At 37.5% G+C, this 22,605-nt stretch carries 15 protein-coding genes and 17 pseudogenes; 17 read left to right on the forward strand and 15 right to left on the reverse strand.

The window, feature by feature from the left end; translation table 11 throughout:
• Positions 1–164: 164 nt before the first annotated feature.
• The 3 genes and pseudogenes from AYJ55_RS32715 to AYJ55_RS25155 all read left to right on the forward strand — a co-directional run.
• The gene (locus AYJ55_RS32715) at positions 165–305 is read left to right on the forward strand and encodes a helix-turn-helix domain-containing protein (protein ID WP_245677283.1); all 141 of its coding nucleotides are present in this window, start codon (positions 165–167) and stop codon (positions 303–305) included.
• A complete protein-coding gene (locus tag AYJ55_RS06050) occupies positions 262–1,170 on the forward strand; it encodes an IS481 family transposase (protein WP_063654894.1) in 909 nt (302 codons plus the stop codon). The genes AYJ55_RS32715 and AYJ55_RS06050 overlap by 44 nt, the downstream gene beginning before the upstream one ends.
• A gap of 50 nt (positions 1,171–1,220) precedes the next feature.
• Positions 1,221–1,349, forward strand: a pseudogene (locus AYJ55_RS25155) (IS256 family transposase); the annotation flags it as partial.
• Here the strand turns inward: AYJ55_RS25155 and AYJ55_RS25160 are convergent.
• Positions 1,349–1,899, reverse strand: a pseudogene (locus AYJ55_RS25160) (IS256 family transposase); the annotation flags it as partial. The pseudogenes AYJ55_RS25155 and AYJ55_RS25160 sit on opposite strands and share 1 nt — an antisense overlap.
• Before the next feature lie 40 nt (positions 1,900–1,939).
• On the opposite strand from AYJ55_RS25160, the gene AYJ55_RS06065 reads away from it, so the two are divergent.
• Positions 1,940–2,305: an IS630 transposase-related protein gene (locus AYJ55_RS06065; RefSeq protein ID WP_063653415.1), complete on the forward strand. Its 366-nt coding sequence runs from the start codon at positions 1,940–1,942 to the stop codon at positions 2,303–2,305.
• A 47-nt stretch (positions 2,306–2,352) separates the two neighbouring features.
• A pseudogene (locus AYJ55_RS06070) lies at positions 2,353–2,766 on the forward strand (transposase).
• A gap of 23 nt (positions 2,767–2,789) precedes the next feature.
• Here the strand turns inward: AYJ55_RS06070 and AYJ55_RS25165 are convergent.
• Positions 2,790–3,080, reverse strand: a pseudogene (locus AYJ55_RS25165) (transposase); the annotation flags it as partial.
• Positions 3,081–3,177: 97 nt separating this feature from the next.
• Positions 3,178–3,291 (reverse strand): annotated as a pseudogene (locus tag AYJ55_RS25170) (acetate uptake transporter); the annotation flags it as partial.
• Positions 3,292–3,643: 352 nt separating this feature from the next.
• On the opposite strand from AYJ55_RS25170, the gene dnaK reads away from it, so the two are divergent.
• Together dnaK and dnaJ are read left to right on the forward strand one after the other, a co-directional pair.
• Positions 3,644–5,569, forward strand: a complete 1,926-nt coding sequence (dnaK, locus tag AYJ55_RS06075) for a molecular chaperone DnaK (protein WP_063654897.1) — start codon at positions 3,644–3,646, stop codon at positions 5,567–5,569.
• A 116-nt stretch (positions 5,570–5,685) separates the two neighbouring features.
• Entirely contained in the window at positions 5,686–6,822 is a 1,137-nt protein-coding gene (gene dnaJ, locus AYJ55_RS06080; protein ID WP_063654898.1) for a molecular chaperone DnaJ, read from the forward strand.
• Here dnaJ and AYJ55_RS32720 read toward each other — a convergent pair.
• Positions 6,781–7,260, reverse strand: a pseudogene (locus AYJ55_RS32720) (transposase). The gene dnaJ and the pseudogene AYJ55_RS32720 overlap by 42 nt on opposite strands.
• A gap of 141 nt (positions 7,261–7,401) precedes the next feature.
• On the opposite strand from AYJ55_RS32720, the pseudogene AYJ55_RS06090 reads away from it, so the two are divergent.
• A pseudogene (locus AYJ55_RS06090) lies at positions 7,402–7,737 on the forward strand (transposase); the annotation flags it as partial.
• Between the two features lie 258 nt (positions 7,738–7,995).
• Here the strand turns inward: AYJ55_RS06090 and AYJ55_RS35650 are convergent.
• The 6 genes and pseudogenes from AYJ55_RS35650 to AYJ55_RS25185 all read right to left on the reverse strand — a co-directional run.
• Positions 7,996–9,156 (reverse strand): annotated as a pseudogene (locus AYJ55_RS35650) (transposase); the annotation flags it as partial.
• A 59-nt stretch (positions 9,157–9,215) separates the two neighbouring features.
• Positions 9,216–9,362 (reverse strand): annotated as a pseudogene (locus AYJ55_RS32725) (class II D-tagatose-bisphosphate aldolase non-catalytic subunit); the annotation flags it as partial.
• Between the two features lie 317 nt (positions 9,363–9,679).
• Positions 9,680–10,213: an IS630 family transposase gene (locus AYJ55_RS06105; RefSeq protein ID WP_162505291.1), complete on the reverse strand. Its 534-nt coding sequence runs from the start codon at positions 10,211–10,213 to the stop codon at positions 9,680–9,682.
• The gene (locus AYJ55_RS06110; RefSeq protein ID WP_063654903.1) at positions 10,137–10,502 is read right to left on the reverse strand and encodes an IS630 transposase-related protein; all 366 of its coding nucleotides are present in this window, start codon (positions 10,500–10,502) and stop codon (positions 10,137–10,139) included. Before AYJ55_RS06110 ends, AYJ55_RS06105 begins: the two co-directional genes overlap by 77 nt.
• A gap of 64 nt (positions 10,503–10,566) precedes the next feature.
• Positions 10,567–11,319 carry a DUF481 domain-containing protein gene (locus AYJ55_RS06115; protein WP_063654904.1) on the reverse strand — a complete coding sequence of 251 codons (753 nt, stop codon included), beginning with the start codon at positions 11,317–11,319 and terminating at the stop codon, positions 10,567–10,569.
• Between the two features lie 595 nt (positions 11,320–11,914).
• Positions 11,915–12,710, reverse strand: a pseudogene (locus tag AYJ55_RS25185) (IS982 family transposase); the annotation flags it as partial.
• A 51-nt stretch (positions 12,711–12,761) separates the two neighbouring features.
• On the opposite strand from AYJ55_RS25185, the pseudogene AYJ55_RS06125 reads away from it, so the two are divergent.
• The 4 genes and pseudogenes from AYJ55_RS06125 to AYJ55_RS06145 all read left to right on the forward strand — a co-directional run.
• Positions 12,762–13,600 (forward strand): annotated as a pseudogene (locus AYJ55_RS06125) (IS256 family transposase); the annotation flags it as partial.
• A 40-nt stretch (positions 13,601–13,640) separates the two neighbouring features.
• A complete protein-coding gene (locus AYJ55_RS06135) occupies positions 13,641–14,006 on the forward strand; it encodes an IS630 transposase-related protein (protein ID WP_063653415.1) in 366 nt (121 codons plus the stop codon).
• On the forward strand, positions 13,975–14,463 hold the full coding sequence (locus AYJ55_RS06140; protein WP_063653499.1) for an IS630 family transposase: 489 nt from the start codon (positions 13,975–13,977) through the stop codon (positions 14,461–14,463). The genes AYJ55_RS06135 and AYJ55_RS06140 overlap by 32 nt, the downstream gene beginning before the upstream one ends.
• 23 nt (positions 14,464–14,486) lie before the next feature.
• Positions 14,487–14,849: pseudogene (locus AYJ55_RS06145) on the forward strand (transposase); the annotation flags it as partial.
• A 94-nt stretch (positions 14,850–14,943) separates the two neighbouring features.
• Here AYJ55_RS06145 and AYJ55_RS06155 read toward each other — a convergent pair.
• Positions 14,944–15,573: a hypothetical protein gene (locus AYJ55_RS06155; protein ID WP_162505354.1), complete on the reverse strand. Its 630-nt coding sequence runs from the start codon at positions 15,571–15,573 to the stop codon at positions 14,944–14,946.
• 534 nt (positions 15,574–16,107) lie between these two features.
• Here AYJ55_RS06155 and AYJ55_RS32730 point away from each other — a divergent pair.
• Positions 16,108–16,290: pseudogene (locus AYJ55_RS32730) on the forward strand (hypothetical protein); the annotation flags it as partial.
• Here AYJ55_RS32730 and AYJ55_RS06160 read toward each other — a convergent pair.
• Positions 16,247–17,149, reverse strand: a pseudogene (locus tag AYJ55_RS06160) (IS3 family transposase); the annotation flags it as partial. The pseudogenes AYJ55_RS32730 and AYJ55_RS06160 overlap by 44 nt on opposite strands.
• Positions 17,150–17,234: 85 nt before the next feature.
• Here AYJ55_RS06160 and AYJ55_RS06165 point away from each other — a divergent pair.
• The gene (locus tag AYJ55_RS06165) at positions 17,235–18,134 is read left to right on the forward strand and encodes a transposase family protein (protein WP_063653812.1); all 900 of its coding nucleotides are present in this window, start codon (positions 17,235–17,237) and stop codon (positions 18,132–18,134) included.
• A gap of 46 nt (positions 18,135–18,180) precedes the next feature.
• On the opposite strand, the pseudogene AYJ55_RS30545 reads toward AYJ55_RS06165, so the two are convergent.
• Positions 18,181–18,467 (reverse strand): annotated as a pseudogene (locus tag AYJ55_RS30545) (transposase); the annotation flags it as partial.
• Positions 18,468–18,770: 303 nt separating this feature from the next.
• Positions 18,771–19,813: pseudogene (locus AYJ55_RS06175) on the reverse strand (IS256 family transposase); the annotation flags it as partial.
• A 101-nt stretch (positions 19,814–19,914) separates the two neighbouring features.
• On the opposite strand from AYJ55_RS06175, the gene AYJ55_RS28230 reads away from it, so the two are divergent.
• Together AYJ55_RS28230 and AYJ55_RS28235 are read left to right on the forward strand one after the other, a co-directional pair.
• Entirely contained in the window at positions 19,915–20,427 is a 513-nt protein-coding gene (locus tag AYJ55_RS28230) for a helix-turn-helix domain-containing protein (RefSeq protein ID WP_063653633.1), read from the forward strand.
• Entirely contained in the window at positions 20,379–20,813 is a 435-nt protein-coding gene (locus tag AYJ55_RS28235) for a transposase family protein (protein ID WP_063653775.1), read from the forward strand. Before AYJ55_RS28230 ends, AYJ55_RS28235 begins: the two co-directional genes overlap by 49 nt.
• Positions 20,814–20,870: 57 nt before the next feature.
• Here the strand turns inward: AYJ55_RS28235 and AYJ55_RS06190 are convergent.
• Positions 20,871–21,017: pseudogene (locus tag AYJ55_RS06190) on the reverse strand (IS256 family transposase); the annotation flags it as partial.
• A 516-nt stretch (positions 21,018–21,533) separates the two neighbouring features.
• Here AYJ55_RS06190 and rfaQ point away from each other — a divergent pair.
• A complete protein-coding gene (gene rfaQ, locus AYJ55_RS06195) occupies positions 21,534–22,604 on the forward strand; it encodes a lipopolysaccharide core heptosyltransferase RfaQ (RefSeq protein ID WP_063654911.1) in 1,071 nt (356 codons plus the stop codon).
• Position 22,605 lies beyond the last annotated feature (1 nt).

Consider the following 22,605-nt stretch of genomic DNA (forward strand, 5'->3'; position numbering starts at 1 on the left):
CAGGCTTGATCTGACAGTTACCGGTTATTTATACAGTACCTGTCAGGTTAAATTTGATTTAAATATTTTGTGTTAGTCTTAACTTAATCTGACAATTCTGATTTGAAAAAGAACGTTACCGGTTTTAATTAACATCATTAGATAATTAAATAAAAGGTAATTCTATGTATCAAACAAATAATCCTATCATCAAACATAAAGTCGGGTTACTTAACCTCGCTGAAGAGCTTCATAACGTATCAAAAGCCTGTAAGGTTATGGGTGTTATCCCGAGATACTTTCTATCGCTATCAAGAACTTGTTAACGATGGTGGGATAGACGCTTTAATTAATCAAAATCGACGGGTACCTAACGTAAAAAATAGAGTAGATGAACAGATTGAAAGCGCTGTAGTTGAGTATGCGATTGAATACCCTGCACACGGTCAACACCGCAGTAGTAATGAACTAAGAAAAAAAGGCATTTTTGTTTCGGGGAGTGGCGTTCGCTCTATTTGGCTGCGCCATAATCTCGAAAATTTTACAAAACACCTAAAAGCGCTTGAAGATAAAATCGCAACAGAAGGAATTATCCTGTCAGAATCACAAATCAGTGCTCTAGAAAAGAAAGCGCAAGATGATGAAGCCTGTGGTGAGATTGAAACAGCGCATCCAGGTTATCTGGGTTCACAAGATACTTTTTATGTCGGTCATTTAAAAGGCGTTGGTCGTGTTTATCAACAAACTTACATTGATACTTACAGTAAAGTCGTTCATTGTAAGCTTTACACAACAAAAAGCGCGATAACGGCGGCAGATTTATTAAATGACAAGGTTCTCCCTTTTTATTCCCAGCATGAGTTACCGGTGTTACGTATACTGACGGACAGAGGCAGTGAGTATTGTGTAAAGTTGAACATCACGATTATCAACTTTATCTCGCTATCAATGATATTGATCCGTTCACCTCAAACTAATGGGATTTGTGAACGCTTTCATAAAACTGTATTACAAGAGTTCTATCAGGTGGCTTTTCGTAAGAAAAGCTATAGTGCTTTAGATGAATTACAAGCTGATTTAGATAAATGGTTAGCGGAATATAATAACCAACGCACTCATCAAGGAAAAATGTGTTGCGGTCGAACGCCTATGGCAACTTTATACGAGGGAAAACAACTTTGGAGAGAGTAGTATTCAAAAATCTGTGTCATATCTTAAACTCAAAAAAAGAAGTATGACATATGAGAAATCAATCATTTAATTTTGATGAAGCGTTGAAGCAATTACAATCAGGTAAAAATTTACTCGGTACGGATGGAATACTCACACCACTCATAAAACAGCTGACCGAAGCTGCCCTGCAGGCAGAAGCAGCCGCTTTAGTATCTGCACGATAAACCGGCTTTAAATCAGCCATAAAGGCTTTTTGGTCTTTACTGGCAATATAACGTAAGCTATTGCGAATTTGATGAACTACGCATAGCTGAACTTCTGTCTGCGGGAAAATACTGGCTATCGCTTCTGGAAACCCTTTTAATCCGTCAACACAAGCGATTAAAATATCTTGTATACCACGGTTATGTAAGTCAGTCAGAACGCTCAGCCAATGATGTGCTCCTTCTGTTTCAGACATATAGAGTCCTAACCATTCCTTATGCCCATCGGTGGTTAGTCCAAGTACTGTGTAGATTGCCTTATTGATATAGTGACCATCTGTTTTATCTTGTAATGAATGGCATCGAGCCAGACAAAAGGATAGAGCGCCTCCAGAGGGCGTTGTTGCCAGGCTTTTAATTCAGGGAGTAATTTGTCAGTAATATGCGTAATAGCTCCATCTGATATTTCCAGTCCATATAATTCTGCAACATGTTTTTGAATATCACGATAACTCATGCCTAATGCAAATAACGATAGGATTTTGTTATAGCTAGGCGACTTAATTTTGATTACAAGGTGTGTTATGAGTTATACAATTGATTTTCGACGTAAAGTAATATCTGTAAGGAAAGCCGAAGGTTTAACAATTCGAGAAACTGCGAAACAATTCCGTATTGGAAAAGCGTCTTTAGTACGTTGGCTTAAACGACCAGAGCCAAAAAATTCAACGCCACGTAAGAGGAAGCTCGATAAAAATGCTTTAGCAAAAGATGTGGAACAGTATCCAGATGCTTACCAAAAGGAACGGGCAGAGCGATTCGGTGTTTGTAAAAAGACTATTTGGCAATCCCTTAAAAAGCTGGGATTAACCTATAAAAAAAACTCTATTCCATCCAAAAACCAACGAAAGCGACAGGCTGGCACATCAGCAAAAAAGACAACAGTATGAAAAAAAAGATAAATCTGTTGTTTTTATTGATGAAAGTGGTTTTTCACATGACAGACACTCCACGAACTCACGGCTATTCCCCAAAAGGTCACCGTTGTTTTGGCCTGAAAAACTGGGGTGCTAAGGGAAGAACAAATGTTATTGGCGCTTTATTGGGAACAACCCTTTTTGCTATCGGATTATTTGATTGCAATATTAATCGTGATGTTTTTTATGTTTGGATCACAAAAATATTGCTCCCAGAACTTCCTGAAAATTCTGTTATTTTTATGGACAACGCTAGCTTTCACAAAGGTAAGAATATTGAATAGGCAATTATAAACGCAGGACACCAGATAGAATATTTGCCTGTGTATTCACCAGATTTAAATCCTATAGAACATAAATGGTCTCAAGCTAAACGTAAAAAGATGGAAACAGGATGCACTATCGATGACCTGTTTTTAATACATATGCTGTAATCAAAATTAAGTCGCCTAGCTATATCAATATCCTCTGATAATTTTGTCTGATTTTTCTTAATGAGCTGAGGCTCAAAAGCACCTGACCTGTCTCTCGGCGTTTTCAGTTCAAATTGACCTGATGTCGATTTAACCGTTTTTCGAGTATAGCCATTTTTACGCGTATAGATTGACGTTGTCGATAGGTAGTGTTCTATTTCTGCCTGCAGGGCAGCTTCGGTCAGCTGTTTTATGAGTGGTGTGAGTATTCCATCCGTACCGAGTAAATTTTTACCTGACACGAGTTTCGCACAGAAATATAAAATTCCAGAAATGGCTTAAAAGCAATGGTTAATTTGCAAGTTACTAAAACGTATAAATTTGTTTAAATTACAATAAGTTGCTTTTAATTTATTGGTGCGAAACTCGTGGTATTACTGAAGTTAATGGAAAAAATCCAGCATTGTGAATATTTAATAAAATGGTTGTCATACCAAAACCCATCAAACCTAATGGGCCTGGATTGGCAATATTATTTGAACTCATACATTCCTCTAAATGTCATTAAATATATAATATTCAATAGGATATAAATTTTTATATGCTATTAGGGCTTACATAAAGCAAGTATAATAGGTAGTGTTTGGTTCAAAACAAAGATTAAAATGACTTTTCATTTAAAAAATATTTTTTTACTTTCCCCTTGATGAATATTTTTATGTCCCCACTATTAATAAATAGCGTAGTTACCAATGGTCAATCTATCAACCTGTCACAAGGTTTCTCGTTAGGTAGATTTTTTTTGAGGTCAGGGAAAAAATCCCTTGAAAAAAATTCATTGAGCCTCATATAGGTTGGTAACTAGATTGGTTAAGAATTCCCTTTGGAGGCTGTTTAGATGGGTAAAATTGTCGGGATTGACCTGGGTACAACTAACTCTTGTGTAGCTATTATGGATGGCACAAATGCGCGGGTATTGGAAAACAGTGAGGGCGATCGTACCACACCTTCTATTGTTGCATATACTCAAGATAGTGAAATTCTTGTGGGGCAGCCGGCAAAACGTCAGGCTGTGACAAATCCACAAAATACATTTTTTGCCATTAAGCGTCTGATTGGACGTCGCTTTAAAGATGAAGAAGTTCAACGTGACATTTCTATTATGCCTTATAAAATCATAGCCGCAGATAATGGTGATGCCTGGCTGGATGTTAAGGGGCAAAAAATAGCTCCTCCTCAGGTTTCTGCTGAGGTGTTGAAAAAAATGAAAAAAACGGCGGAAGATTATCTGGGTGAACCCGTTACTGAGGCTGTTATTACTGTACCGGCTTATTTTAATGATGCTCAGCGTCAAGCAACTAAAGATGCAGGTCGTATTGCAGGTTTAGATGTAAAACGTATTATTAATGAACCAACGGCAGCGGCGCTTGCTTATGGTTTAGATCGTGAAATAGGTAACCGTACCATTGCGGTATATGACTTAGGTGGTGGTACTTTTGATATTTCAATTATTGAAATTGATGAAGTTGATGGTGAAAAAACCTATGAAGTGCTGGCCACTAATGGTGATACTCACTTAGGCGGTGGAGACTTTGATAATCGTCTGATCAACTATTTGGTCGATGAATTTAAGAAAGAACAAGGTTTTGATCTACGCAATGATCCACTAGCAATGCAACGCTTAAAAGAAGCAGCAGAGAAAGCCAAAATTGAGCTCTCTTCTGCTCAACAGACCGATGTCAATCTGCCTTACATTACCGCAGATGCAAGTGGTCCTAAACATATGAATATTAAGGTGACTCGAGCGAAACTTGAATCACTGGTTGAAGATTTGGTTAAGCGCTTAATGGAGCCGCTGAAAGTTGCACTGCAAGATGCCGGCTTAAATGTTAATGACATAAACGACGTCATTCTGGTTGGTGGTCAGACGCGCATGCCAATGGTGCAAAAAGCGGTTGCTGACTTTTTCGGTAAAGAACCTCGTAAAGACGTTAACCCTGATGAAGCGGTTGCTATGGGTGCGGCGGTGCAAGGTGGTGTATTAGCTGGTGATGTGAAAGATGTCTTGTTACTTGATGTAACTCCACTATCTTTAGGTATTGAAACCATGGGTGGTGTAATGACAACGTTAATTGCCAAAAATACCACTATTCCGACTAAACATAGTCAGGTGTTTTCAACCGCAGAAGATAACCAGTCGGCAGTAACCATTCATGTATTGCAAGGTGAACGTAAACGCTCAGGTGATAACAAATCATTAGGCCAGTTCAATTTGGATGGTATCCAAGCGGCACCGCGTGGTATGCCACAAATTGAAGTTACCTTTGATATTGACGCTGATGGTATCTTACATGTATCAGCTAAAGATAAGAATACTGGCCGCGAGCAAAAGATTACTATTAAGGCATCTTCTGGTCTGAAGGAAGATGAAATCCAAAGAATGGTAAGCGATGCAGAAGCAAATGCGGAAGCAGATCGTAAGTTTGAAGAGTTAGTTCAGGTACGTAATCAGGCTGATCAATTGATTCATGGTACGCGTAAACAAGTTGAAGAAGCGGCTGATAAGTTACCTGCTGATGATAAAGCTAACATAGAGAAAGCCATTTCTGAGCTGGAAACTGCTGTGAAAGGTGAAGATAAAGCCATCATTGAAGAGAAAATTCAAGCTTTGGTTCAAGCTTCGGCCAAGCTACTTGAGTTAGCTCAACAGCAGGCTCAAGCAGGCACCTCTGATGCAGGCGCAGGCGCCCAACCTAAACAGGATGATAATGTTGTTGATGCTGAATTTGAAGAAGTCAACGACAAGGATAAAGATAAAAAATAGTGGCCCTTAGCGGGCACAGTAATGGTGTTAAGGATCATTTCCTCTGTTACTGAAAACCGAGTACGGGCGTTGGGGGAACTCTACGCCCGTTTCCGTGTGTTAAGGGTAAAATAAATATGGCAAAAAGAGATTATTATCAAGTTTTAGGTGTTACTAAAACCGCTGACGAGAAAGAGATCAAAAAAGCGTATAAACGTCTGGCAATGAAGTATCATCCAGATCGAAATCAGGGTGATAAGGAAGCAGAAAGTAAGTTTAAAGAAATTAAAGAAGCTTATGAAATTTTAACTGATGCGCAAAAACGCGCTGCTTATGATCAATATGGACATGCAGCTTTTGAACAAGGTGGCATGGGCGGTGGATTTAGCGGCGGTTTTGCTTCGGGTGCTGATTTTAGTGATATTTTTGGTGATGTATTTGGTGATATTTTTGGTGGTGGTAGGCGTCAGCGATCGGCTCGTGGGGCTGATCTCCAGTACGAAATTACCTTAACCTTAGAGGAAGCAGTTCGCGGAGTCAGCAAAGAGATCCGTATCCCGACTTTAGAAAAATGTGATGTTTGCAACGGCAGTGGCGCTAAACCAGGCACGAAACCAGAAACTTGCTCAACTTGTCATGGGGCAGGGCAGGTTCAAATCCGGCAAGGATTTTTTGCAGTTCAACAAACTTGTCCAACTTGCCATGGTCGTGGTCAAATCATCAAAGAACCTTGTATTAAATGTCATGGTCATGGTCGAGTAGAGAAATACAAAACTTTATCAGTAAAAATTCCACCAGGAGTTAATACAGGCGATCGTATTCGCTTAAATGGTGAAGGTGAGGCCGGAGAAAACGGCGCCCAAGCTGGTGATCTATATGTTCAGGTCAATGTCGCAAGACATGCTATTTTTGAGCGCGATGGAAATAACTTATATTGCGAAGTACCCATTAATTTTGCGATTGCGGCTCTGGGTGGTGAAATTGATGTACCGACACTTGATGGTCGGGTAAGTCTCAAAATTCCAGCTGAAACACAAACAGGAAAAATTTTCCGCATGAAAGGAAAAGGTGTGAAGCCTGTTCGTGGTGGTATGACGGGAGATTTAATGTGCCGCATCCTGGTGGAAACACCGGTTAAACTAAATGAAAAACAAAAAGTATTGTTGAAGGAATTTGGTGAATCCTTGAATGGTGAAAGTGATGGCAAGAACAGCCCTCGTTCAAAGAGTTTCTTAGATAGTGTGAAAAAGTTTTTTGATGATCTGACCAAGTAACGATACTGTAGTGGCCAATTTTAGTTGACCACTACAACCACTACAAGGATAAAGCGCCTCCAGAGGGCGTTGTTGCCAGGCTTTTAATTCAGGGAGTAATTCAGTAATATGCGTAATAGCTCCATCTGATATTTCCAGTCCATATAATTCTGCAACATGTTTTTGAATATCACGATAACTCATGCCTAATGCAAATAACGATAGGATTTGTTATCAATATCCTCTGATAATTTTGTCTGATTTTTCTTAAATGAGCTGAGGCTCAAAAGCACCTGACCTGTCTCTGGGCGTTTTCAGTTCAAATTGACCTGATGTCGATTTAACCGTTTTTCGAGTATAGCCATTTTTACGCGTATCGATTGACGTTGTCGATAGGTAGTGTTCTATTTCTGCCTGCAGGGCAGCTTCGGTCAGCTGTTTTATGAGTGGTGTGAGTATTCCATCCGTACCAGTAAACTTTTACCTGATTGTAATTGCTTCAACGCTTCATCAAAATTAAATGATTGATTTCTCATATTGTCATACCTCTTTTTTTTGAGTTTAAGATATGACACAGATTTTTGAACACTACCCTTGCCTGATAAACTGGAAACGAAATGGGGTGAAAAATACCCGATAGTGCTAGAATCCTGGCGAAGCAAATGGGAGTTGCTCAGTGCTTATTTTCGATACCCTAAAGCCATTAGAAAACCCATTTATACGACCAATGCAGTAGAGGCGGTTCATCGGCAGTTTAGGAAATTAACTAAAACCAAAGGGGCTTTTTCTAATGAAAACAGCTTATTAAAATTACTCTATATTGGCATCAATCAGGTATCCAACAAATGGACTATGCCGATTAGTAACTGGGCGTTAACCATTGCTCAATTGTCCATCTATTTTAAAGGGTGCCTAGATGGTATAATCAAAATATAAAATCCCCTGACACAGAATTATGAACACCCTCTCGCAGGTTAATTGTGGTTATTTAATTCGTTCAATTTATGCAAATTATATTTAAAAATTTTAATTTTCAAGATTAATTTTGCCTGTTTTATGCAAGTTTTCTGCTTAAATTTCTATATAAAAATAAATTAAGGTTAATTCCAACAAGTTAAACGTGAGCTTAACAAAACTTCCTATACAATTTAGTTTTATTTTTACACGAGTTTCGCACAAACCTAATTTGTGTATACTAATAACCCCCCTGATCTGCTCAGCAATAGCATTTTTGATTACATGCCAATTTTGTTGATAAAGAGTTATTTTTTCAGATATACGGCGTTTATGTTGTTCAAACCACGCAGAAATAGCGAGAAAAATATGATTTCTTTGCGCTCGGCTCGTGCGAGCCTGACAGCGTTCAATACCACAATTTGGTTTAACTTCTCGATGATAAACTTCAACAGACCAACGGGCATCCATGATAGATTTGACGTATTCACGGGTGGGATTGTCTTTGTTTGTTACTCTGTAATCAATACGGCCGTTTTTGGCTATAAATTTGAAAACTGTCACCCAACCGTAGCCTCGTAAGTGTATTGAAGTTCCTTCTTCTGAGATGTCTAACTTGTTCAATTGTATATTGCGGTTAACAATCCGATTTTTTCTCAGCGTAGTTACCCAAACCCAACCATGAGATCGAATTGATTTCAGATTATCCCGGCTAGAATACCAAGCATCCATCGCTACCGCTTCGGGCTTGATCCCTCTTTTTTTAGCAAGAGCGAGCATTTCGAAAAAGTGCGTGTTTTTTGTTTTTCCATCAGAATCTTTATCATAAATACGATAATCAACACGAGTTTCGCACAGGCATATAAAATTCCAGAAATGGCTTAAAAGCAATGGTTAATTTGCAAGTTACTAAAACGTATAAATTTGTTTAAATTACAATAAGTTGCTTTTAATTTATAAGATTTTGTCTATTTATATATTATGCTGAATTAAACTTAAAAATAGAGCGTTTTTTTATTGGTGCGAAACTCGTGATCAATAGGAGAATTGATTCAACAGTTGTTAGATTATGCCAAAGTAAATTAACTAAACCTATGCCAGCAATAACATCATGTTCGTTACCTGAATACTGATAATGAACCATCTCTATTTTTTTACTACGTGTTTTGGCAATTAGTGTATCGTCAACTATTAGTACACAAGGGCTTTTTGTCTATAGATGTTTCAACTAATCTCCACAGGTCTTTAGGTCGAAAACACCTGCTTTTTTAGCCATAGACTAATAGTGTCATGAGATAAAGGCGATGGGCTTACTTCTGATAACGCCAAACCAGAGTATCTTACACTGCTTACTTGTAAGAACGTTTTATAGATATTTTTAATGCATGGATAACCGGACAAAATACAAACACCCTAATTTTTTTTGTTTTTAAATTTATACTTCTTTTTTGGAGATTGCGAAACTCGTGTACTTGATTAGAAGTAGCTTCAATTAAGAGTGCGGTTTTTCTCTCTTTTGCTAGCTGTAAAGCGCTTTCTAATACCCAGGAGTGAGCAGAACAAACAGAATAAATCACGAGTTTCGCACCAATAAAAAAACGCTCTATTTTTAAGTTTAATTCAGCATAATATATAAATAGACAAAATCTTATAAATTAAAAGCAACTTATTGTAATTTAAACAAATTTATACGTTTTAGTAACTTGCAAATTAACCATTGCTTTTAAGCCATTTCTGGAATTTTATATTCCTGTGCGAAACTCGTGCTATAAAACAACCAGAAAATGTTGATATTAATGAAATTCTGTTTCGTCCAACCCTGCAAGAGTTTTAATAATATTTTCAATAGACCTAATTAGATAGGTCTATTGAAAATATTAATTACTAATAAACAGGTTATTATAGCTAGGCGACTTAATTTTGATTACAGCATATGTATTAAAAACAGGTCATCGATAGTGCATCCTGTTTCCATCTTTTTACGTTTAGCTTGAGACCATTTATGTTCTATAGGATTTAAATCTGGTGAATACACAGGCAAATATTCTATCTGGTGTCCTGCGTTTATAATTGCCTGTTCAATATTCTTACCTTTGTGAAAGCTAGCGTTGTCCATAAAAATAACAGAATTTTCAGGAAGTTCTGGGAGCAATATTTTTGTGATCCAAACATAAAAAACATCACGATTAATATTGCAATCAAATAATCCGATAGCAAAAAGGGTTGTTCCCAATAAAGCGCCAATAACATTTGTTCTTCCCTTAGCACCCCAGTTTTTCAGGCCAAAACAACGGTGACCTTTTGGGGAATAGCCGTGAGTTCGTGGAGTGTCATGTGAAAAACCACTTTCATCAATAAAAACAACAGATTTATCTTTTTTTTCATACTGTTGTCTTTTTTGCTGATGTGCCAGCCTGTCGCTTTCGTTGGTTTTTGGATGGAATAGAGTTTTTTTTATAGGTTAATCCCAGCTTTTTAAGGGATTGCCAAATAGTCTTTTTACAAACACCGAATCGCTCTGCCTGTTCCTTTTGGTAAGCATCTGGATACTGTTCCACATCTTTTGCTAAAGCATTTTTATCGAGCTTCCTCTTACGTGGCGTTGAATTTTTTGGCTCTGGTCGTTTAAGCCAACGTACTAAAGACGCTTTTCCAATACGGAATTGTTTCGCAGTTTCTCGAATTGTTAAACCTTCGGCTTTCCTTACAGATATTACTTTACGTCGAAAATCAATTGTATAACTCATAACACACCTTGTAATCAAAATTAAGTAGCCTAGCTATAGTAAACTAGTATTAATAATCGATTTATCAGAAAGCATAACCTAATTGGATGGATGTTTTGGTGCTGATCCGTTTTGGTGCCGAGAACGGAGGATTATCATTCCAGTTAACGTTGTAGATCAAATTGAGTGACAGGCGTTCACTCATGGCAACTTGTAAGGCGGTTTCTGAGAGAGCGGAAGAGTCATTGCTGAGTCGGGTAAAAAATGATATACCTTGTTTAAATGACGTATTATCAGTAATTTTCCATTCATAGTTTGCACCAATGTAGCCTAATCCTGTTATTTCATGGCCATCACTAGTAAAATGTTTATATCTGACACTTGGACCAGCTTCAACTTTTAGTGAATGAATTGGCCCATAAAATATTTGTCGGCCATAACCCACAGCAAATACGTCTTTAGAATCAAAGCCATTATATCTATCGGTTAACCAGCTAGCTTGGCCGAATAGATAATCATATTTAGTTAAATTGTATCGAGTCCTGGCGCCTAACTGATAGGTTTCCGATGATCTTTTATCATTGGATGAGTTATTGGTAGCATTTCCCCAAAAGCTATAAGCTAAGTTTGAAGAGTAGAGTGTTAGTGCTGATTTTGCTGTTAAGTTTGAACTCTTTGAGTTTCCTGTTTGTACTTGATAACCACCTGAGATCGACATTTCAATATCTTTTTTTGCCGTTGCAGGGTCATCCATAACGGTAAATAGGCTATCATTAGCTACCGCAAGAGGACTAATAAAAAATGTCATCCATAAAACTTTTTTATCAAAGGTGATCATGCGTTCTCCTATTATTACTTGCATGTTATCTAAATTAAACGAATAATGTAGTTTAATAATCCTCCAATATAGATAAAATTGTGCTTTTATGCCACCAATGTTTGTCTATTGTCATTTTATTAAACTAACTGGCTAAATACTGAAATATATTTCAATCAATATTTTATTGATCAATTTGAAGCCCAAATAGTAATTTAATCTATTAATATCTATAATAAAAAATTAATTCACTATTTAGTAATCGATTTTTTTCAATTATTAAAAAAATAGGAATTTTCTTATAAAAGGTTCACTATAAATCTGAATGTTAGTTAACATTGCCGGGTGAGGAAAATGAATCACGAGTTTCGCACCAATAAAAAAACGCTCTATTTTTAAGTTTAATTCAGCATAATATATAAATAGACAAAATCTTATAAATTAAAAGCAACTTATTGTAATTTAAACAAATTTATACGTTTTAGTAACTTGCAAATTAACCATTGCTTTTAAGCCATTTCTGGAATTTTATATGCCTGTGCGAAACTCGTGTGAATAATGAATTAGGACAGGAGAATACTATTATTTAACCTAAGTTCGGGATAAGCATTATCAATTATGCTTGAAGAGATGTTCCTGCCACCGGTACTTTGGTTTAGATGGAATTAAACAATATGCAACCAGCCCGGCTAATAAATTCACTACAAAGTTAGCAGGAGAGCGGTGCCGCGTATGCGCTATCTGAAAAAGATTTTTTAACTCATCAAATACCGTTTCAATGACAGAACCATGACGCAAGATGGCTTTGTCGAAACAAGTCTGTTCAACAGGCTTCATTTTCTTCTTGATATTCGTTATAAGGTTAATTCCCATTGTTTTCAGTTGCTGTTTCAGTGAAGCCGATAAATACCCTTTATCCGCATACAAACAACCAGAAAGATCTTTTATCAGCTCAGGTAATGGTTTCCGATCATCTGTGTTTCCTGGTGTAAGTCGAAAACTAAGTATTTCCCCCAAATGATTGATAATTACATGAAGTTTGAAACCAAAGAACCAACCTGTTGAGGTTTTTCCTCGTTCAGCTATCCCATCGAAGACTTTATGCCGGCGGATCCGTAAGTTATCACACACAGCTATAGGAGTAGAATCTGGCAACCGACAGACCCGTGCACTTTCCCTTAATTGACTCAAACAGTGCCGTTAAAGCTAAGGCACTGCGCGGAAGTAACTCTACGCAGCGTGAATATGATGGCAAGTTAGGAAATCCTTCCTGAGATATAAACGGACATAATAGAGATAAAATACCTTGAATCGTCTGAATCGGAGTTGATGAAACAAAACAACCAGTGTCATCATTTCGCCAATGAAAGCTCAGTAGACCGTCTACGACGCTTACTACCGTATTCAGGTAGTGTTCAAAAAATCTGTGTCATATCTTAAATTCAAAAAAAGAGGTATGACATATGAGAAATCAATCATTTAATTTTGATGAAGCGTTGAAGCAATTACAATCAGGTAAAAATTTACTCGGTACGGATGGAATACTCACACCACTCATAAAACAGCTGACCGAAGCTGCCCTGCAGGCAGAAATAGAGCACTACCTATCGACAACGTCAATCGATACGCGTAAAAATGGCTATACTCGAAAAACGGTTAAATCGACATCAGGTCAATTTGAACTGAAAACGCCCAGAGACAGGTCAGGTGCTTTTGAGCCTCAGCTCATTAAGAAAAATCAGACAAAATTATCAGAGGATATTGATAACAAAATCCTATCGTTATTTGCATTAGGCATGAGTTATCGTGATATTCAAAAACATGTTGCAGAATTATATGGACTGGAAATATCAGATGGAGCTATTACGCATATTACTGACAAATTACTCCCTGAATTAAAAGCCTGGCAACAACGCCCTCTGGAGGCGCTCTATCCTTTTGTCTGGCTCGATGCCATTCATTACAAGATAAAACAGATGGTCACTATATCAATAAGGCAATCTACACAGTACTTGGACTAACCACCGATGGGCATAAGGAATGGTTAGGACTCTATATGTCTGAAACAGAAGGAGCACATCATTGGCTGAGCGTTCTGACTGACTTACATAACCGTGGTATACAAGATATTTTAATCGCTTGTGTTGACGGATTAAAAGGGTTTCCAGAAGCGATGGCCAGTATTTTCCCGCAGACAGAAGTTCAGCTATGCGTAGTTCATCAAATTTGCAATAGCTTACGTTATATTGTCAGTAAAGACCAAAAAGCCTTTATGGCTGATTTTAAGCCGGTTTATCGTGCAGATATAGCTAGGCGACTTAATTTTGATTACAAGGTGTGTTATGAGTTATACAATTGATTTTCGACGTAAAGTAATATCTGTAAGGAAAGCCGAAGGTTTAACAATTCGAGAAACTGCGAAACAATTCCGTATTGGAAAAGCGTCTTTAGTACGTTGGCTTAAACGACCAGAGCCAAAAAATTCAACGCCACGTAAGAGGAAGCTCGATAAAAATGCTTTAGCAAAAGATGTGGAACAGTATCCAGATGCTTACCAAAAGGAACGGGCAGAGCGATTCGGTGTTTGTAAAAAGACTATTTGGCAATCCCTTAAAAAGCTGGGATTAACCTATAAAAAAAACTCTATTCCATCCAAAAACCAACGAAAGCGACAGGCTGGCACATCAGCAAAAAAGACAACAGTATGAAAAAAAAGATAAATCTGTTGTTTTTATTGATGAAAGTGGTTTTTCACATGACACTCCACGAACTCACGGCTATTCCCCAAAAGGTCACCGTTGTTTTGGCCTGAAAAACTGGGGTGCTAAGGGAAGAACAAATGTTATTGGCGCTTTATTGGGAACAACCCTTTTTGCTATCGGATTATTTGATTGCAATATTAACCGTGATGTTTTTTATGTTTGGATCACAAAAATATTGCTCCCAGAACTTCCTGAAAATTCTGTTATTTTTATGGACAACGCTAGCTTTCACAAAGGTAAGAATATTGAACAGGCAATTATAAACGCAGGACACCAGATAGAATATTTGCCTGTGTATTCACCAGATTTAAATCCTATAGAACATAAATGGTCTCAAGCTAAACGTAAAAAGATGGAAACAGGATGCACTATCGATGACCTGTTTTTAATACATATGCTGTAATCAAAATTAAGTCGCCTAGCTATACTAAAGCGGCTGCTGAGCTTGCCCTTGATGAACTGGAAACGAAATGGGGTGAAAAATACCCGATAGTGCTAGAATCCTGGCGAAGTAAATGGGAGTTGCTCAGTGCTTATTTTCGATACCCTAAAGCCATTAGAAAACCCATTTACACGACCAATGCAGTAGAGGCGGTTCATCGGCAGTTTAGGACATTAACTAAAACCAAAGGGGCTTTTCCTAATGAAAACAGCTTATTAAAATTACTCTATATTGGCATCAATCAGGTATCCAACAAATGGACTATGCCGATTAGTAACTGGGCGTTAACCATTGCTCAATTGTCCATCTATTTTAAAGGGCGCCTAGATGGTATAATCAAAATATAAAATCCCCTGACACAGAATTATGAACACCCTCCCTGCGACCGATGGATTAAGAGTCCACTGCTCTACCAACTGAGCTAATAACCCATAATATTTTTTATAACAATCCCTTTAATAAACATGGCGGGAAGTAATTATCAAATCCTTCGGCTATCCCGTAATCTCTCAGTTGTTTTCGTGAATAAATATCAGTCTTTTTATATATCTGTCGGATTATTTGCTCTACAACACAAGAATAGGTACCTAAACGCAATGCGATTTCTTGATTACTCATAAGTTTCATCGCGAAAAATAGCACATTCAGTTCTTCAGTCGTAAATAAATTATTCGGTGGATAATTGATTAAAATAGAAGGAGCTGTTGGCTGTTTAAAGAAATATTTTGGTAATAATATAGGTGATATTTTTCTCCCATGACAAATAGTGCCTACAATTTTACTCTGATTGTAATAAGGTTTTTTTTTAACGAAAAACGACTGCAATATTCCCTCTTTTCCTGCAATGTGTGTAACAATAAAAAATATTGGCTTACCAGATGTAAGAACAATTTGTTCATAGGTATCACTTATGTTAGCACATTCACTCCATGAAACAGGGCATTCAAAGGTTCGTTTTCCTTCAATGTTGAAGTTCACCGGTAAGCGGGAAGTAGTAAATGCGCTTTTATTAGCATAAACAAAGCATAATTCAGTATCTTTTATATCCCAAAAATCTTCCTGTTTCTCCATAAACGAGATTAGATGGTTTGTTAATACATCGCTAGTATTCACAGATATCCCCCTTACAATTTAATTTTTATAATTAATAGTAGTTTTTAATAAAAATAAAAACCGCTTTTTTTATTAAATCATCTCGTATATTTACAACCACTGGTACGAAGGTGAACTGACCCATTTCTTAGAACGCCACTAATTAATCCTAACGCCCCTTTTTATATGGGCAATCTTTCATCAATTTAACTATTGAGGAATTTTTACATGCAAAATCTAATGAACGCACAAAATATCACCCTATCCGACAGTGAAAAGATAGACTCACAACAATTACTGGTCATGGTCAACGAAACACGAACACGAGTTTCGCACCAATAAAAAACGCTCTATTTTTAAGTTTAATTGAGCATAATATATAAATAGACAAAATCTTATAAGTTAAAAGCAACTTATTGTAATTTAAATAAATTTATACGTTTTAGTAACTTGCAAATTAACCATTGCTTTTAGCCATTTCTGGAATTTTATATGCCTGTGTGAAACTCGTGACGAAAAGAATACGGCGAACCGCCGAACAGGAATAACAAATTTATTGAAAAAATTAAGGATGAGCTTGAAGGAGAGTACTACACAAAAAGTGTAGTGCAAAAAATGAACAACACGGAATCAGAAGTTATCGAAATGACGCTTAAGCAAGCGCTCCGCGTCGCCTCGCGCGAATCGAAAGCTGTAGTGGCATACTAAATTTGGCCACCCTACCTGACTGTTCACGGAACAGTCGCTCTGATTCGTTTGGCGTTGATCCACCGTTATACCAGTGAGGTCTTATATCGCTATAGTAGTGGGTTATGTAGCGAATAATGGCTGACTGAGCAGTACTAAAGCTTTGGTAGCCAGTCGTTGGCACCCATTCGGTCTTCAGACTACGGAATAATCGTTCCATCGGACTATTATCCCAACAATTCCCTCTGCGACTGATACTTTGGGTCATCTGATAACGCCACAATGCCTGCCTATACTGACGACTGGTATAATGACTTCCCTGATCACTATGGAACATCACCTGTTTGGGATGCCCACGTAGTTCCCAAGCCATTTGTAGTGCTTTGGCGGTTAATTCTGAGTCTGGTGCAAATGACATTGCCCAGCCCACCGGTTTTCGGGCAAACAAATCCAATACCACAGCCAGATAGGCCCATCGTGAGCCTGTCCAAATATAGGTTACATCGCCGCACCAAACCTGGTCAGGCTTTGTAACAGCGAACTGCCTATTGAGCAGATTTGGAATATCAATACGTTCATTTCCACCGCGGTTGTATTTATGTTTTCGCTCTTGGCAACTGACGATGATTAATTCTTTCATCAACTTACCCGCTAACCACCGCCCAAGTTTCACGTTGTGTGTATTGGTAACCATCGTGGCGATAGTCCTTGCGCCAGCAGAGCCGCCACTAACGTTCCACGCTTCGCTGACTAGGCTACGTTTTATCGTCCGCTCAATATCTGGCTCCTTAGGCCGACACCAATAGCGATAACTGCTTCGGTGAACATTAAAAATACGACACAAAGTTTTCACCGGATAAAGCACTCTAAAATAGTTGCTGAATAGAGACTTGCATTTTTTGTCACGCTATAGACAATAAAAAGAGGTTTAACTTAGAAAATAACGGTTTGAAATGATCAACAAAGAGCGGTTGTTACGAGATAATCGTTTATGTAAAGCAATCATTGGATTATCAGTCGAAGAATTGAAAAATTTAGCCGCTGAATTTTCAGCTTGTTATTTGATTTATCGGAAAAAGAATCGAAAAGATCACGAGCGGCAGATGGGTGCAGGGCAGAAAGGATTTATCCCAACCCCATTAGATAAACTGCTTTTTATTTTATTGTATTTAAAATGTTATCCGACCTATGATTTGCAAGGACTTCTTTTTGGTTTAGATAGAACACGGGTATGTCGCTGGGTAAAAATATTATTGCCGGTTTTAGAGATGACCTTGGGGCGAGAATGTGTTTTGCCCGCTCGTCAAATTCGCTCTGCTGAGGAATTTTTTCGCGCCTTTCCTGGAGTTAAAGACGTCTTTATTGATGGGACAGAGCGACCTGTCCAAAAGCCTAAGAATCTGCGTCGGCGAAAAAAAATGTATTCGGGAAAGAAAAGACAGACCACTCGAAAAGGGCTTATTATGACTGACGAAACGAGGAAAATTGGATTTATCCCCATGATCAAAAATGGGCGCCGTCACGATAAACGCTTACTCGATAAAGTCGATATAATTCGCCATATTCCCCCTGAGGTAACCATCTGGGCCGATACCGGTTTTCAAGGTATAGATAAACAGCATCCTAATACACAAATCCCAAAAAAAGGAACTCGAAAAAGACCTTTATCGCCTGAACAAAAACAAGAAAATAAAATAATCTCGGGCATCCGTATTACGGTTGAACACGCCATCGCGGGTATCAAGCGCCTCGGTTGTATGACCCAAATTTTACGGAATCGTAGACCCTTTATTGATGATACCTTTTTACTCCTTAGTGCCGGTCTTTGGAATTTCCATCTCAGAACAGCCTAAAATTTACTTCAATCACCGAAATACCCTTATTTCACTATTAAGCAACACGCTTTCTTAGCTTTTCAACTACCGAAAATTTTTCAGTGAGTCGGACATTAAGAGCGCAGTAGCCTTTTTTAAGATGTCATTCTCCATTTCCAGCCGGTGGATTTTTTTCTTCATTTCTCTGAACTCAATTTGTTCAGGTGTTAATGGCAGACCAGGCGATGTTTTCCCTTGACGTTCTAAACGAAGGGCTCTTACCCACCGGCTAATCGCTGAAAGACTGACGTTCATGCCTTTCGCGGCTTCCTGGTAGGTGTAATTTTGGTCAAGGACTAATTTGGCGGTTTCACATTAAAATTCAGCAGTAATTATTTTACTCATTTCGGCACCTATAAAAATTATGAGGTAAGCACATCACCTCAACTTAGGTGGCCAAATTTAGTTGACCACTACAAGCCGTTCGCCGCTCGCTGATTGATAAACTGGAGCAGCAAAGTAAACCACAAAGCGCCAATGAAATTATTGCGGCAATGGCATTAGCTAACGTTGCACAGGAGCGTCGGTTAAAGAGTATCGAGCATCAGGTAGAGCAAGTCTCAGAAGAAATCGAACACGTCAAAGAGGGTGTTCATAATTCTGTGTCAGGGGATTTTATATTTTGATTATACCATCTAGGCGCCCTTTAAAATAGATGGACAATTGAGCAATGGTTAACGCCCAGTTACTAATCGGCATAGTCCATTTGTTGGATACCTGATTGATGCCAATATAGAGTAATTTTAATAAGCTGTTTTCATTAGGAAAAGCCCCTTTGGTTTTAGTTAATGTCCTAAACTGCCGATGAACCGCCTCTACTGCATTGGTCGTGTAAATGGGTTTTCTAATGGCTTTAGGGTATCGAAAATAAGCACTGAGCAACTCCCATTTACTTCGCCAGGATTCTAGCACTATCGGGTATTTTTCACCCCATTTCGTTTCCAGTTCATCAAGGACAAGCTCAGCAGCCGCTTTAGTATCTGCACGATAAACCGGCTTTAAATCAGCCATAAAGGCTTTTTGGTCTTTACTGGCAATATAACGTAAGCTATTGCGAATTTGATGAACTACGCATAGCTGAACTTTTGTCTGCGGGAAAATACTGGCTATCGCTTCTGGAAACCCTTTTAATCCGTCAACACAAGCGATTAAAATATCTTGTATACCACGGTTATGTAAGTCAGTCAGAACGCTCAACCAATGATGTGCTCCTTCTGTTTCAGACATATAGAGTCCTAACAATTCCTTATGCCCATCGGGTGGTTAGTCCAAGTACTGTGTAGATTGCCTTATTGATATAGTGACCATCATGTTTTATCTTGTAAATGAATGGCATCGAGCCAGACAAAAGGATAGAGCGCCTCCAGAGGGCGTTGTTGCCAGGCTTTTAATTCAGGGAGTAATTTGTCAGTAATATGCGTAATAGCTCCATCTGATATTTCCAGTCCATATAATTCTGCAACATGTTTTTGAATATCACGATAACTCATGCCTAATGCAAATAACGATAGGATTTTGTTATCAATATCCTCTGATAATTTTGTCTGATTTTTCTTAATGAGCTGAGGCTCAAAAGCACCTGACCTGTCTCTGGGCGTTTTCAGTTCAAATTGACCTGATGTCGATTTAACCGTTTTTCGAGTATAGCCATTTTTACGCGTATCGATTGACGTTAAAATAGTTGCTGAATAGAGAGTTGCATTTTTTGTCACGCTATAGACAATAAAAAGAGGTTTAACTTAGAAAATAACGGTTTGAAATGATCAACAAAGAGCGGTTGTTACGAGATAATCGTTTATGTAAAGCAATCATTGGATTATCAGTCGAAGAATTGAAAAATTTAGCCGCTGAATTTTCAGCTTGTTATTTGATTTATCGGAAAAAGAATCGAAAAGATCACGAGCGGCAGATGGGTGCAGGGCAGAAAGGATTTATCCCAACCCCATTAGATAAACTGCTTTTTATTTTATTGTATTTAAAATGTTATCCGACCTATGATTTGCAAGGACTTCTTTTTGGTTTAGATAGAACACGGGTATGTCGCTGGGTAAAAATATTATTGCCGGTTTTAGAGATGACCTTGGGGCGAGAATGTGTTTTGCCCGCTCGTCAAATTCGCTCTGCTGAGGAATTTTTTCGCGCCTTTCCTGGAGTTAAAGACGTCTTTATTGATGGGACAGAGCGACCTGTCCAAAAGCCTAAGAATCTGCGTCGGCGAAAAAAATGTATTCGGGAAAGAAAAGACAGACCACTCGAAAAGGGCTTATTATGACTGACGAAACGAGGAAAATTGGATTTATCCCCATGATCAAAAATGGGCGCCGTCACGATAAACGCTTACTCGATAAAGTCGATATAATTCGCCATATTCCCCCTGAGGTAACCATCTGGGCCGATACCGGTTTTCAAGGTATAGATAAACAGCATCCTAATACACAAATCCCAAAAAAAGGAACTCGAAAAAGACCTTTATCGCCTGAACAAAAACAAGAAAATAAAATAATCTCGGGCATCCGTATTACGGTTGAACACGCCATCGCGGGTATCAAGCGCCTCGGTTGTATGACCCAAATTTTACGGAATCGTAGACCCTTTATTGATGATACCTTTTTACTCCTTAGTGCCGGTCTTTGGAATTTCCATCTCAGAACAGCCTAAAATTTACTTCAATCACCGAAATACCCTTATTTCACTATTAAGCAACACGCTTGTTGTCGATAGGTAGTGTTCTATTTCTGCCTGCAGGGCAGCTTCGGTCAGCTGTTTTATGAGTGGTGTGAGCATTCCATCCGTACCGAGTAAATTTTTACCTGATTGTAATTGTTTCAACGCTTCATCAAAATTAAATGATTGATTTCTCATATGTCATACCTCTTTTTTTTGAGTTTAAGATATGACACAGATTTTTGAACACTACCTTTAAAATTATTACCATAATTGCTCAAACCGTTAACAGAAATTTGAAAAGTAACAAAATTATTCAATTTTTGTTATAATAAACTAAATCAAACCATCGAGTTATCTTATTTTCATACTAGCCATATAATCTTTCACTACTATCGATTCAAACTTTCTAAAAATATTTATGGATATTTCTATTTAGAAAATAGTAGATAATAAATTACAATTCAGTAATTTTATTGTTAAAATAATCGGTAATATTAAAAATCCTTTACTTTACATAACTTCAAATTTTTATTATTTTTTCAAATCTGCTGAAAATTTTTAAAATAAAAGTTATTTTTAATGCCAAAATAGGTAACCATTTAGATTACTCTAATAAATTAACTATCTTAAATTTGTTGAATTTATAGTGATAACATTGGTCAAAAAATCAGATAAACTTATAAACAAACAATTCAAGAGTGACTGCAGCAAGTGGATAAACAATTTAAAAAAATTTTGATCATTAAAATGCGATTTCATGGAGATATGTTGCTGACAACACCTGTCGTTAGCACGCTCAAAAAAAATTATCCAGCCGCTAAAATTGATATTCTTCTCCATCAAGATACAATACCAATTTTGTCTGAAAATAGAGAAATTCATGCACTTTATGGCATTAAAAACAAAAAAAATAACACAATAGCTAAATTAGTTAATTTTATTTTATTAATCAATAAACTACGAAAAAATCACTATGATTTAATTATAAATTTAGCTGATCAATGGATTGTGCCTTTTTTGGTAAGATGTATCCCTGCCAAGATAAAAATTTCTCATCAATTCAACCATAGAAATACAAACTATTGGTCTGAAAGTTTTACACACATGGTTAAACCAACGGGAAAACATGTTGTTGAACAAAATCTCTCAATATTAAAACCACTTCAACTTAATACTATATATTCGGGTACAACAATGACTTACCAACCAACTGATTGGGAAAAAATTAATCACCAATTAATATCTCTAGGTGTACATAGTAGTTATGTTGTTATCCAACCAACAGCTAGACAAAAATTTAAGTGCTGGGATGATGAAAAATTTGCTGAGGTGGTTGATAATCTACAATCTAGAGGATACCAGGTGATACTAACATCAGGTCCGAGTAAAGATGATATCAGCTGTGTGGTTAATATTGCACAACAATGCCGTCAATCACCCATTACCGAATTTGCAGGAAAAACAACATTTCCAGAATTAGGTGCTCTAATTAGCCATGCCGCCTTATTCATCGGTGTAGATTCAGCACCAATGCATATTGCAGCAGCATTAGAAACCCCTATTATTTGCTTGTTCGGTGCGACAGATCATCAATATTGGAAACCATGGAGTAAAAATGTTATTCAAATTTGGTCTGGCAATTATGAAAAAATGCCAGAACGACATGAACGTGATCGTAATAAAAAGTATCTATCAATAATTCCCGTTAAAGATGTTATTATCGCTATAAAAAAAATGTTACCAGTGGATATACAAACCATAAAATCTGAGATAGAGATATAAT

It is taken from the genome of Candidatus Arsenophonus triatominarum (genome assembly GCF_001640365.1).
GTDB classification, from domain to species: Bacteria; Pseudomonadota; Gammaproteobacteria; order Enterobacterales; family Enterobacteriaceae; genus Arsenophonus; species Arsenophonus triatominarum.

What these genes read in the sequence shown, in the direction of transcription:
- AYJ55_RS06115 (WP_063654904.1), bottom strand. Translation starts at nt 11,319, where the DNA reads ATGATCACCTTTGATAAAAAAGTTTTATGGATGACATTTTTTATTAGT.
- AYJ55_RS06135 (WP_063653415.1), top strand. Translation starts at nt 13,641, where the DNA reads ATGAGTTATACAATTGATTTTCGACGTAAAGTAATATCTGTAAGGAAA.
- AYJ55_RS06155 (WP_162505354.1), bottom strand. Translation starts at nt 15,573, where the DNA reads ATGGAGAAACAGGAAGATTTTTGGGATATAAAAGATACTGAATTATGC.
- AYJ55_RS28235 (WP_063653775.1), top strand. Translation starts at nt 20,379, where the DNA reads ATGTATTCGGGAAAGAAAAGACAGACCACTCGAAAAGGGCTTATTATG.
- dnaJ (WP_063654898.1), top strand. Translation starts at nt 5,686, where the DNA reads ATGGCAAAAAGAGATTATTATCAAGTTTTAGGTGTTACTAAAACCGCT.
- AYJ55_RS32715 (WP_245677283.1), top strand. Translation starts at nt 165, where the DNA reads ATGTATCAAACAAATAATCCTATCATCAAACATAAAGTCGGGTTACTT.
- AYJ55_RS06110 (WP_063654903.1), bottom strand. Translation starts at nt 10,502, where the DNA reads ATGAGTTATACAATTGATTTTCGACGTAAAGTAATATCTGTAAGGAAA.
- AYJ55_RS06165 (WP_063653812.1), top strand. Translation starts at nt 17,235, where the DNA reads ATGATCAACAAAGAGCGGTTGTTACGAGATAATCGTTTATGTAAAGCA.
- AYJ55_RS28230 (WP_063653633.1), top strand. Translation starts at nt 19,915, where the DNA reads ATGATCAACAAAGAGCGGTTGTTACGAGATAATCGTTTATGTAAAGCA.
- AYJ55_RS06065 (WP_063653415.1), top strand. Translation starts at nt 1,940, where the DNA reads ATGAGTTATACAATTGATTTTCGACGTAAAGTAATATCTGTAAGGAAA.
- dnaK (WP_063654897.1), top strand. Translation starts at nt 3,644, where the DNA reads ATGGGTAAAATTGTCGGGATTGACCTGGGTACAACTAACTCTTGTGTA.